Genomic DNA, 12,479 nt, shown 5'->3' with positions numbered 1-12,479 from the left:
AAGCCCATAAAACAACCTATATTGATTGATAACAACTCCGTTTAAAATAATCCCAAAACAACATTGCTACACGGGCAGGATAAGCATAGACTTCGGCTTTATTTTCCAGTTGGAGTTAGTGTGCCTTACCGTCAAGAGATCAGTAAAATTCTTAAGCTGAGTGCTCCCCTTTTTATTGCCCAATTTGCACAAACTGCAATGGGATTTGTTGATACTATTATGGCAGGGGGTGTCAGCGCAAATGACATGGCCGCCGTTTCTATTGCTGCGAGCATTTGGCTGCCCTGTATCCTATTTGGTGTCGGAGTCTTAATGGCTTTAATACCATTAACAGCACAGGCTCACGGCGCAAATAATTTAGAAGAGATCCCCAAAACGGGACAGCAAGGTTTATACCTTGCACTGCTTCTCTCGATCCCGATTATTGCCATACTTTATAACGCCGGCATGATTGTCAGCTACATGGCGATAGAACCCGCATTAAAAGAGATCACCACTAATTACCTGTATGCGGTATTACCTGCTGTGCCGGCTTTTTTACTGTTTCAAGCACTGCGTAACTATGTAGAAGGTTTATCACTCACTAAACCTGCAATGGTGATTGGTTTTGCGGGGTTATTACTGAATATCCCGCTTAACTGGATATTTGTTTATGGGCAGTTTGGTATGCCAGCATTAGGCGGCGTTGGTTGTGGTATCGCTACCACCCTCGTCTATTGGTTTATGTTATTTGCATTGACGGGATATGTTTTTGTCACTAAAAAACTACAACAATTCCCACTTTTCAAACATTTTGTTCGCCCAAATTTCAAACAAATATCAGGTATTTCTAAATTGGGTTTACCGGTAGCAATTGCAATGTTCTTTGAGGTCACTATTTTTGCAGGTATCGCGGTACTAGTTGCACCATTAGGGGCATTGGTTGTTGCTTCACATCAAGTCGCAATGAACTTTTCAAGCATGGTATTTATGTTACCAATGAGTATTGCCAGTGCGGTAAGTATCCGTGTTGGCTTTAATTTAGGTCAGAAAAATAATCGTGGTGCTAAAGTGGCTACCTATGCAGGCTTAGTGATTGGTCTTGGTCTATCAATCATTACTGCGTTAGCTACGGTTATCTTTAGTGAACAAATTGCATTGTTATATACCGATAACGCAGAAGTTATTCAATTAGCGATCGTATTGCTGATGTTCGCGGCGCTCTATCAATGTGTTGATGCGATTCAGGTCGTTGCCGCTGGTGCACTGCGTGGCTATAAAGAGATGACCGCTATTTTTACGCGTACCTTTATTTCATACTGGATTGTCGGTTTGCCATTAGGTTATGTGTTAGCGATGACCGATTGGGTGATTGAACCACTCGGTGCAAAAGGTTTCTGGATTGGTATATCCGTGGGTCTTACCGTTGCAGCGATTTTGTTAGGACAACGTTTATTTGTTATCCAAAGAAGACTCGATGCAAAATAGTAAGTTCGTTATTGATGGAAAAATTACAGGGTGATAAATATCAGCCTGTAATTTTTATCTATCGGTCTTAGGCAGAAACCTGGTTTCTGCCATTTTCTTTAGCAATATAGAGGTTTTCATCTGCTCTTAAAAATAAAGTATCAGTGGATTGATCATTATCTAGATAATTAGCAACACCAAAGCTACAGGTAACATCCCTTGCCAAGAAAAACGCATCATTAATAGCGCTATCATCAGAGGTTATTTCAGTTTTGGTGAGATCAAACGCAGTGATTTGATTAAGTCCGTAATGCCCAATTTGTAAACGTTCATCAATGATTAAACGTAATCTTTCTGCAACCAATGTTGCTTCCTGCAAGTTTGTATCCGGCAAGACAATTAAAAACTCTTCACCACCATATCGATATCCAAAATCAGAAGGACGCAGCGCAGTTAACAGTAAATTGCCAAATAATGCCAATACATCATCACCAACAGAGTGGCCATAATCATCATTAATCGCTTTAAAACGATCTAAATCGCACATGATCAGTGAAAAGTCAGTTAACTTTCCAAGGTAAACATCATTTTCAAGACTTATTAATTTACGTTTTACATACTCTTTTTTCTTTAAACCGGTTAAATAATCGATAGAAATGTGGTTAATCGCATTGAGGTTTTTTGCGGCAAGGTCTAAACGTTGATCAGCAAGGTGCTGATTGTGAGAGTCTACAAAAGAGTAATTCATAATGTCACGATAGAAGAGTTCACACTGACTTTCACTGCTATTACGCTGAGCATCATCACGCGGATGTTTAATAAAGTCTAATAGTGAGAAAAAAGCATTAGAAAAGCGAAAACCTGTATCTAACTCAATCACATCTCCTTGCTGATTTAAAACATCCATATAACTTTCACAACTCCGATAATGACGTACAAAATAAAGTGTTAATATAAAGTATTATCTATTCAATATCACTGATTTAAGCCATTTAAAGTGAAGATGATCATAATGAGCCCCATTATAAATGGGAGTAGCCGTATGAAAGGATAGTAAACGCTACTTTTATCGTTTAGCTAAACAATGTTTACCCTTAATTTAGCTAAAAACCGATCAAGCGGTTCATTTTGAGTTATTATTTATTCCTCTTTCCGATAACGACACAAAATAGATGTCTTTCAATAAACCGATAAAACCTGCAACCGATATCGATGGTGTAAAACGATCCGCATTTTGGCATCTAGGCCGACGCGATCATAGTGAACATGAATTACGTAGCAAACTCAGCCGAAAAACTGATAATCAAGCATGGATTGATACGGTAATTGAAGAGTGCTATGAATACCGCTACCTTGATGACGATCGATTTACCGAAACATTTATTCGCAGTTCGCAAAACAAAGGTTACGGTAAAAACCGCATTCAGCGCGACTTACAACTGAAAGGTATTAGTAATCAATTAAGCGCACAACACCTACAACAAAGTGAATTTGATTATATAGATAGTGCGGCACAGCTATTACAAAAACGCTATCGTGAACGTATTGAAAATGCACATTTAAAACAAAAAGTAATGGCGTTCCTACAAAACAAAGGTCATACTTTTGAGCATATTTTTAGTGCGATTGAATGCCACAATGAACACTTCCCTATCGAAGAATATGATGCTTTAGGCGATGCACTAAAACTGCTAACAGGCAAATTCCGCGAGCCCATTATAGGGCAAAAAGTGCAAGACAAAGCGAAGCGCTTTTTAATCTCCCGTGGCTACTCATTTAATGACTGCCAAAATGCAATCAAACAATTTAATTTACAGTTAAGCGAACAAGAAGAGTAATTTCATGGCTAAAGCAAAAACAAAAATCGCCTATGTGTGCAGTGAATGTGGCGCAGATTTCACCAAATGGCAGGGGCAATGTAGCGAATGTAAAGCATGGAATACGATCACAGAATTTCGTGAACCCACCAGCACGACAAAATCAGTCAATGCGGCAGTAAAACGCAATAGTACAGGGGGTTACGCAGGACCAAGTGTTGGCGTACAGCGCATTAATGAAGTACAGGTTGAGAACGCAACCCGTGTTTCCACAGGGCTTTCTGAGCTAGATCGCGTATTAGGTGGCGGTATTACACTGGGCTCCGTAGTATTAATTAGTGGTGATCCCGGCTCAGGTAAAACAACGCTGCTTACTAAGGTAGCAGAGGTGATGTCGCAAACCATGAACACTCTTTATGTGACCGCAGAAGAAAGCTTAAGTCAGTGGGCAAAACGTGGTCTTGAGCGCCTAAAACTTAACTTTAATGAAGCACAATTTATGCTTTCGGATACCGACAGTATCGAAGATATTGTTGATCAGTGTATTGAAAACAACATTAAATTTTTAATCGCAGATTCTATTCAAGCCTTTGAATCCAATTCGGTTGATGGCAGCGCAGGTGGCGTCACGCAGGTAAAGACATGTGCCAAAATATTAAATAGATTGTGTAAACAGCACGGTATTACCCTTATTTTAGTGGGCCAAGTAAACAAGAACTCACAAATGGCCGGCCCGCAAACTTTGAAACATATCATCGATACCGCTATTCATATCGAAGTGAATGATGCCTCTGTACGTATTTTACGTGCCGATAAAAACCGTTTTGGTGATACTGAACAGGTGGGTATTTTCCAAATGACTGAATTTGGTATGCGCTCTGTTGATAATCCTAGCCGTCTGTTTCTATCTGGCAGTGAAGAACACTTTGAGGGCTCGGCAATCTCAGTGATTAAAGATGGTGCACGTAATCTGCTTATTGAGATTCAAGCATTAGCAACAGAAGTAGAGGGTGAAAAGTCGATTCGTAACTGTATTGGTGTCTCTTACAGTCGGTTATCATTAATTACCGCCGTACTGAAAAAACATGGCGGTATTCCAACCTACTATGATATCAATATCAGTTTAGTGGGCGGACTTAAGATGGCTGACTCTGAAACATCGACGGATATGGCAGTAACCGCCGCACTCCTGAGCTCTATTAATTCTAAACCCTTACCTGAAGATGCGGTATTTATTGGTGAAGTTGCGTTAACCGGTGAACTGCGTCAAGTACCGCAAATCGTTCCCCGTGTGCGTGAAGCACTCAGCCATGGTAAAAAACAAATTTTTATTCCAGCCGTCGCTTACCATAAGTCGATGTTACAGTTTGCGCAAAGCGGTCAAACCATTCAACCCCTTAAAAATATTAAAGAGTTAATCGAGGCGCTTAATTGATGCCTCACTCTCCCCTACTCTCGCAATTTAAAGATCGATTCAAGCAACAGGGTAAGCCTATCTTAGACTTGGCCTGCGGACGTGGACGTAATGGTTTGTACCTACACCAACAACATTTTCCAGTACAGTTTGCGGATAAAAACAGCGGACTGCTTGAACAGTTACAGCAGCAACATAACATTCAAGGTCAGGATTGTTACCCTGTCGATTTTGAAACGGGAGCACAGCACCTAGTTGCAAATAGTTTCCAAGCCATTCTGGTGTTTCGCTACCTACACCGACCATTAATGGCGCAGATAAAAGCCGCGATTGAACCCGGAGGGTTCCTGATCTACGAAACCTTTACCACACAAAATAGACAGTTTGGCCGCCCAAACCGTGATGAATTTTTATTACAACCGAATGAACTACAAGAGATATTTCAAGACTGGCACTGCTTATTTTATTTTGAAGGTATTAAAGTGGGACCGGATCGTGCGATTGCACAAATCGTGTGTCAAAAACCTATTCAGGCTATTTAAGTAATGCGTTCTGCAACCACTGGTTGAACTGCGCTTTAGGCAATGCATCATTCAAGGTATCTACCACTTTTCCTTGTTTGAAAAGCATCACGGTAGGAATAGTGCGTATATTATATTGTACCCCTAAACTGAGTTGAGCTTGGATATCTACCTTTACAAAACAGACATCTGGTTGTTGCGCTGACACCGCTTCGAATACCGGTTCAAAGTGACTGCAGGCATTACACCAGTGTGCCCAAAATTTAACTAAAATGGGCTTATCACTCTGCGTTAATCCCATTAGGTTAACGACTGTTCCGTCGATGGGTTTTTCCTCTAATAGATCTGATTTACAACGAACGCAATCAAGTGAATCGTTAATACGCATCGTATCCAATCGATTCATAAATTGGCAATGGGGGCAGTGGATGGTGATCCTACTCATAATAATTCTCTAATGATGATCTAATAGCCACCTAATGATGACCTTCAACGATACTTTGTTTTTTTATATAATGTGCTAAATGACGGATCCCTCGTTCACGCTCAACCTCTGTTTGCTCGCTAAAATTAAGACGCATACAGTTGCGGTATTTTCCGGTAGCTGAAAATAACGTGCCGGGAGCAATACTAACCTCGCCCTGTTTACACTGTGCGGCTAACTTAACAACATCATAGTGTTTGTTTAGCTCGACCCATAAAATATAACCGCCTTGAGGAAAGCTAATGCGAGTATCCTGTGGAAAGTATTTTTTAATGCACTGTATGAGGTGGTCGCGTCCCTGTTTATATAACAAGCGAACTCGACGAGTGTGCTTATTATACCTGCCCGAGTGAATAAAGTCAGCTATTGCGAGCTGTGGTAATGTCGGGCACATTGAACTACTTACGTATTTTACATGGGTTACCTTATCGCGATAACGACCCGGTGCTATCCAACCAACCCGAATACCAGGGGCAACCGTTTTAGAAAAAGAGCTACACAATAAAACACGTCCATCTTCATCAAATGATTTAATGGTTTTAGGGCGTGGTAATTGATAGCTAATATCACCATAAATATCATCTTCGATAATACAGATATCATAACTCTGTGCTAATTGATAAAGGCGTTTTTTATCCGCTTCTGGCATACAGTAACCCATCGGATTATTACAGGTCGGTGTTACTAATATCGCTTTGATGGGCCATTGTTCGAGTGCTAACTCTAGCGCCGCTAAACTCAGACCAGTTTCAGCATTGGTTGGTATCTCAATCGCTTTTAAGTTGGCCGCTTGAATTGCTTGCATCGAACCATAAAAACTCGGTGATTCAACGGCGATAATATCCCCTGGATTGGTCACTGCGCGCAAACAAACCGATAACCCCTCTTGGCAGCCTGATGTAATAACCAGATCATCAGGATGTAAAACACAACCTGAGTTGGTCGCTAATTGTGCTATCTGCTCACGTAATACCAACGCACCTTTAATATCACCATAGGGCAAGCTTAATGCGACTTGATGACGCATTAGGTCAGACATTTTTTTAAGCAAAGGTTTTAAGGTCGATTCCGTCATATTAGGCATTGCATGCTGCAACTGAATCGTATCAACCCCCTCTTTACTGAGTAATACCTCTAAAACTTGCTGCCATTGTGAAACCTCAATGGGACGTTGTGCAGGCCGCGATGTGGCAGGTAAGACAGAAGCTGAGCGCTGATAACAGACAAAATAGCCCGATTTGGGACGCGCTTCGATTAAACTTTCTATTTCAAGTTGATGGTAAGCTTGCTGCACTGTCGATATGCTCACCTTATGCTCAGCAACGAGTTGTCTAATTGAGGGCAGCTTATCACCCACAACAAACAATCCTGATTCAATATTATCACGTAAAACCAGAGCCACTTTTTCATAAAGCTTCATCGCCACCTCGTCAACTTATAATCAAATACAGTAGCATGTTACCTGAAAACGCCAACTTTAAACCATACAGTTAAGCTAAAAATTAACCATACAGCCCAAAAATAGCGAAACTGTATGGTTAAAATAATTTTTGGTGACTCTGTATTGAAAATGCCAGTCATTTACAATGATGCTTCGTTGATTAAAAGGAGTGTGATTATGAACAACAGATTAACTATTAAAGACAGTTTGAAGCAACTGCTTCGTGATTATCAAACACGTCAACATCTTCGTCACCTACCGACACACCTTTTTAAAGATATCGCGCGGACACCTAAACAGATAAACAATGAAATAAACAAAAGTGGCTTTATTGCACTTTTTATATTCACCTTTCGCCGTTTAATAAAAGGAGATTGATATGGATTTTTCACTGTTATTTGCGATTGCGCTATTTGCCTTTGTAATGTCCGTGACGCCGGGTCCCAATAATATTATGCTGCTCGCCTCTGGTGCACAGTTTGGTTATCAGAAAACCCTACCGCATATCTTTGGCATTATTATTGGTGTTGCAACACTGCTTGCTTCTGTCCTGTTGGGGCTAGGATTAGTGTTTGAACGCTACCCTGCGCTTTATGATCTGCTTAAAATAGTCGGCAGCATTTATCTGTTTTGGCTTGCTTGGAAAATTGCAACTGCTGCAACCGATCCACAGTCACTGCAAAGTAAGAGTCAAAAAAGTAAACCCATGACTTTAATTGCAGCTTCATTTTTCCAGTTTGTTAACCCTAAAGCATGGGCAATGAGTATCGGTAGTATAAGCAGCTTTACCCTTGCGGGGGATCACTATATTGAATCTGGTCTATGGATCATGTTCTGTTTTGCTGTGATGGGGTTTATCGCGATCAGTTTATGGGCTTACCTTGGCGCCCACATTGCGCAACATCTCACCACAAAAAAACAGCGGAAAAGATTTAATTATACGATGGGCTTGATGACCATTACGACGCTGTTTTTTATCTTAAACTAATTGAATATTTTCAAAACAATGGCATCTGCTCTGAAACAAGTGCCTCAAAATTACTGTTTCCTGGTAAGAAAGGCAAAATAGCATCGGCAATCGGTTTCAGTTGCTTATCAATATAGTGCTGATAATCGATGCTGGATTGCAAGTATTCAATCGGTTCAGGACCATTGTGAGTAATCAGATAAGCGATGCGCCCTTGACGCTGATAACGAAGTGGTCGTCCTAACTTTCTGTTTTGTGCGTCGGCAATTCGCGCAGCACGCACCTGCGGCGGTACATTTTTGACATACGCATCTAAGTGTCGACGTAAACGTTTATGGTATACTAGTTGCGCATCTAAGTGACCTGCTTTTAACTGACTCACGGTATCGATAATATACTGCGTCACGCTATGCTGTTTAAATACCTTTTCAAATAAGGTTTCTTGGAACTCCCGCGCAAGCTCCGTCCAATCACTGCGCACACTTTCTAACCCTTTAAAGATAATTTCACTGCCCTGCTCAGTGGTTTTTAAGCCTGCATAACGTTTTTTAGAGCCTGAATCTGAACCACGTAACGTAGGCATAAAGAACTGACTAAAACAGGTTTCATATTCGATTTCGAGTAGTGAAGGCAGCGAAAACTCGTCAGCAATTTTTTGTTGCCAATATTCGTTAATACGCGTGGCCAATATTTTTCCTTTTTCATCTGCAAAGGCTAATGAGTCACAATCACGCAGCCAGACAAAGGTTGAATCGGTATCTCCATAAATAACATCAAAACCTAGCTTCTCAATAAACTTACCCGTTTCTATCATTATTTGATGTCCACGCAGGGTAATAGAGCTTGCTAACCGGGTATCATGAAAACGGCATCCTGAAGAGCCTAATACGCCATACATGCTGTTCATAATGATTTTAATAGCGTGTTGAAAAGGTTGATTATTGGCTTTTTTAGCTTCTTCTCGAGCGAGACTCAAACTATCTAATATAGTGGGTAGGTGATGTTTGTCGCGACTAAAACGGGCTCCTCTAAACCCTTCGATACTGTCTTCGATGGGCTCTTTAAGCCCTTCTATCATGCCTAAAGGGTCGATTTTAAAAGTACGAATAATAGAGGGATAAAGCGATTTAAAATCCAACACTAATACCCAATCGTAAAGTCCCGGCTTAGAGTCCATTACAAAACCACCGGGTGAATGTTGCGCTTCGATATCACCAATATTCGGGGCAATATAACCACTGCGATGTAGTAGTGGTAAGTATAAGTTAGTAAATGCAGCGACTGATGCACCACGCCTATCAAGTGCAAGACCTGTTAATTCGGCACGCTGAATTGCATATTCAATCAGTTTCGCATGATCAAAAATACGTTCTACTAACAAACAATCTTGCAAATTATACGCGGCTAATTTAAGCGGTGTATGTTCAAACTGGTGTTTTATCTCTAAGCCTTTATCAACAAACTGACTATTTTCCTCAGTAATGAGCTTACCCTCTGAGAATAAAGATTGGCTCACAGACTCCAAACTAAAGCTTTCAAAATGACGACTGTTGTTTTTCAGCTGCTCGATACCATCAAGTACCACCCGACCATTAAGACGAACCGTCCCTTGCCCAGAACTGTCTTGATGCGCAAACCATTGCAACGCACTATGATCGCGTCCCAAACACAATTTGATATGATGTAATTTAGCGCGTTCTGCCAATAAACGCATATCAAAGTTGCCTACCGCCCAACCAATGACCACATCTGGATCATTAACTTGAAACCAATTTTGCAAGGCGATTAATAGAGCGACTTCATTTTCAACCCACTCGATATTAAGTAAGTCGTAGGGTGCAGGTTGAGGCAAAGCATTACCCACCATAATCACCCTGTTTTGCTTTTCATCGCCGACCGTCAAACCGACGCTATATAACTCTTGTTCAGGACTACACTCAATATCCAGAGAAACAGTCGATATTTGTGCACTGTTTTTAGTAGGGGTTAATTTAGGGTTTTGACAAAAATAGTGCTGACCACGTCGGGTAATAGTCCCTAGCACATTAACGCTACCATAAATAAATCGTTCCATCAGGTAGCGATCACTGACCTTAATATCCGACTCAAATATAGGAATCCCCTGCGAGGTTAAGGCCTGCTGAAGCTGTCGCGAAACCGACAAAGACAGATTATAGATCGCAACCACTTTTTGCTGAGCGAAGGTAGAAAGAGAAAGGGGACGAATCTCATCGGCATGAAGGTATTGCTTAGCCCAAAGTGCCTGTGCTTGTGTGAGATCTTCCTGTTTAATTAAAAATACAGCGCGTAATCCATTAATCACAACCTGACAAGGTCCTTGGTTACTTTTGACCCAAAAAATAAGCTCAATACCCGTATTTGTATCACGTTGCTGTCGCGATAAAATTAAACCTTGTAATTGTGTCAATTTTTGCATAAAAACTCATATTTTAGGGGAAGTTCAAGTTTAACACAGACAGACTAAACACAAACTAGTGAACTAGGCTATATTAGAAAGAGAGTCCTAACTCTCTCATTATTCTACAAAAAACAACTGAGAAACAATATGCAAAATTATAAAACTCTGCCTGAGATGGTCCAACATGTGGTTAATACTTACATGAACTCTTCAGCTTTGAACTACAAAGAGAAAGGCCAGTGGCAAGCACTTTCAAGTGAAAAATTTTATGAGACTATCCGTCGCCTAACACTAGGGTTACGTGCATTAGGTGTTCAGCATAATGATGGCTTTGCGATCATCTCCTCTCCTTCACCCCAATGGATCATGATGGATTTGGCGATCATGCTAAACCGTGCTATTTCCGTGCCGATGTTTGCTAATGTTTCCAGTAAACATTTTGAATTCCAAAAGAAAGACAGCAATATTAATTATATTTTTATTAATGACAGCAATTTACTCGATGACAATATCAGCGATGCATTAAAAGGCTTTAAAAAAGTCATCTCTTTAGAGAATAATTACAGTGCCAAGAATGGATTAAGTTTTGATAAATTACTTGAATTGGGTGATCAACAATCAAGTAAACAGCCACAATTATTCTCTTTAATGCGCGATACGGTGCAACCTGATGATATCGCGACCATTATTTATACCAGCGGCTCTACCGGCATGCCAAAAGGGGTTGAGCTCAGCCATCACAACTTAATTTCACAAATCAAAGCAACATCGGAGCTTTTTAAACTAGATCCAAGCAAGGACAAAATACTGACCTGCTTACCCTTAGCACATGTATTTGAACGTATGGTCAGTTACTTTTACCTATCTACGGGAACGCCGCTCTATTTTGCTGATGATATTAAAAAAGTAGGTGATCTACTGCGTGAAATAAACCCAACGGTGATCACCCTAGTGCCGCGTTTATTAGAAAAGGTATATGCCAAAATGCATAGCCGTATTGAAGATCAAAGCGGGCTAAAACAAAAATTAATGAGTAGTGCCTTTGAACGCGCAGTCACTAAAGTGCCGGCAAAAAACACAGTTGCAGACAAAGTTTATGACAAACTGATCTACAGCAAATTGCGTGTCGCATTAGGGGGCGAATTACGATTATTAATCGTCGGCGGATCAGCGCTCAGCGAAAGTATGGAAAATTTCTTCAAAAACATCGGCTTTGATATCTTTCAGGGATATGGACTAACTGAAGCCTCACCGGTGTTAGCCGTCAATTACCCCGGCCATGTTCGCTACCGAACTGTGGGTAAAGTTTACCCGGGTGTAGAGGTGAAAATTGCAGAGGATAACGAGATATTAGCAAAAGGCCCAAATATCATGATCGGGTATCATAATAATGAAACTGCCACGGCTGAAGCGATAAACAGTGACGGATGGTTACATACGGGAGATTTAGGCTCACTCGATGAAGATGGATTCTTAACCATCACAGGTCGTAAAAAAGAGTTATTTAAAACCTCAAACGGCAAGTATGTCAGCCCTGTTCCCATTGAACAAACCCTGTGTAAATCAGAATTGATCGATATGGCAGCGATTATTGGTGAAGATAGACGCTTCGTTTCCTGCTTATTGTTCCCCGATTATGAAAACCTCGATGCTATCCGTGAACATCGTGGTTATAGCGATATGAGCAATAGCGATTTCTTGCACTCAGATGAAGTGAAAAAAGAGATCAAAGAAGTAGTGCAAAGTGTTAATGCACAACTCAGCGCATGGGAAAAGATACAAAAATATAAATTTGTTAAACACCCTATTACTGTTGAAACAGGTGAATTAACACCCACCATGAAATTACGACGTCATGTGGTTGAAGATAAGTTCAAACAGATCATTGATGATTTTTATAGTTAATAAATTAATGAGTAAGCAGCTATTCGCAATAATAGCTGCTCACCTTTAAGTTGTGTTTTTAACGC

11 protein-coding genes are annotated in these 12,479 nt (G+C 40.6%); 7 read left to right on the top strand and 4 right to left on the bottom strand.

The genetic code is table 11. The features are described from left to right. Window positions 1–120 precede the first annotated feature (120 nt). Entirely contained in the window at window positions 121–1,467 is a 1,347-nt protein-coding gene (locus tag QQK09_RS06930) for an MATE family efflux transporter (RefSeq protein ID WP_284203386.1), read from the top strand. Between the two features lie 67 nt (window positions 1,468–1,534). Here the strand turns inward: QQK09_RS06930 and QQK09_RS06925 are convergent, their stop codons facing one another. Next, a complete protein-coding gene (locus tag QQK09_RS06925; protein ID WP_284203385.1) occupies window positions 1,535–2,353 on the bottom strand; it encodes a GGDEF domain-containing protein in 819 nt (272 codons plus the stop codon). A gap of 265 nt (window positions 2,354–2,618) precedes the next feature. Here QQK09_RS06925 and QQK09_RS06920 point away from each other — a divergent pair, with 265 nt between their 5' ends. The 3 genes from QQK09_RS06920 to QQK09_RS06910 are packed head-to-tail and all read left to right on the top strand — an operon-like array spanning window position 2,619 to window position 5,219. Next, entirely contained in the window at window positions 2,619–3,284 is a 666-nt protein-coding gene (locus tag QQK09_RS06920) for a regulatory protein RecX (protein ID WP_284203384.1), read from the top strand. Window positions 3,285–3,288: 4 nt separating this feature from the next. Next, window positions 3,289–4,698, top strand: a complete 1,410-nt coding sequence (gene radA / locus QQK09_RS06915) for a DNA repair protein RadA (RefSeq protein ID WP_284203383.1) — start codon at window positions 3,289–3,291, stop codon at window positions 4,696–4,698. Continuing rightward, entirely contained in the window at window positions 4,698–5,219 is a 522-nt protein-coding gene (locus QQK09_RS06910; RefSeq protein ID WP_284203382.1) for a class I SAM-dependent methyltransferase, read from the top strand. Before radA ends, QQK09_RS06910 begins: the two co-directional genes overlap by 1 nt. On the opposite strand, the gene trxC is transcribed toward QQK09_RS06910, so the two are convergent. Continuing rightward, a complete protein-coding gene (gene trxC, locus QQK09_RS06905; protein WP_284203381.1) occupies window positions 5,212–5,643 on the bottom strand; it encodes a thioredoxin TrxC in 432 nt (143 codons plus the stop codon). The two genes, QQK09_RS06910 and trxC, sit on opposite strands and share 8 nt — an antisense overlap. 31 nt (window positions 5,644–5,674) lie before the next feature. Further along, window positions 5,675–7,102 (bottom strand): aminotransferase-like domain-containing protein, encoded by a 1,428-nt coding sequence (locus QQK09_RS06900; RefSeq protein ID WP_284203380.1) that lies wholly within the window; start codon window positions 7,100–7,102, stop codon window positions 5,675–5,677. A 198-nt stretch (window positions 7,103–7,300) separates the two neighbouring features. Between QQK09_RS06900 and QQK09_RS06895 the strand changes: the two genes are divergently transcribed. Together QQK09_RS06895 and QQK09_RS06890 are read left to right on the top strand one after the other, a co-directional pair. Next, a complete protein-coding gene (locus tag QQK09_RS06895; RefSeq protein WP_284203379.1) occupies window positions 7,301–7,501 on the top strand; it encodes a hypothetical protein in 201 nt (66 codons plus the stop codon). A 1-nt stretch (window position 7,502) separates the two neighbouring features. Beyond that, a complete protein-coding gene (locus QQK09_RS06890; protein ID WP_284203378.1) occupies window positions 7,503–8,111 on the top strand; it encodes a LysE family translocator in 609 nt (202 codons plus the stop codon). A 10-nt stretch (window positions 8,112–8,121) separates the two neighbouring features. On the opposite strand, the gene QQK09_RS06885 is transcribed toward QQK09_RS06890, so the two are convergent. Beyond that, entirely contained in the window at window positions 8,122–10,527 is a 2,406-nt protein-coding gene (locus tag QQK09_RS06885) for a DNA polymerase II (protein WP_284203377.1), read from the bottom strand. A gap of 129 nt (window positions 10,528–10,656) precedes the next feature. Between QQK09_RS06885 and QQK09_RS06880 the strand changes: the two genes are divergently transcribed. Continuing rightward, the gene (locus QQK09_RS06880; protein WP_284203376.1) at window positions 10,657–12,414 is read left to right on the top strand and encodes an AMP-dependent synthetase/ligase; all 1,758 of its coding nucleotides are present in this window, start codon (window positions 10,657–10,659) and stop codon (window positions 12,412–12,414) included. Window positions 12,415–12,479 lie beyond the last annotated feature (65 nt).

It is taken from the genome of Psychromonas marina (assembly GCF_030161115.1).
Lineage (GTDB): Bacteria > Pseudomonadota > Gammaproteobacteria > Enterobacterales > Psychromonadaceae > Psychromonas > Psychromonas marina.
Note: the sequence above shows the minus strand (reverse complement) of the source record. Positions and strands in the feature narration are given on the sequence as shown.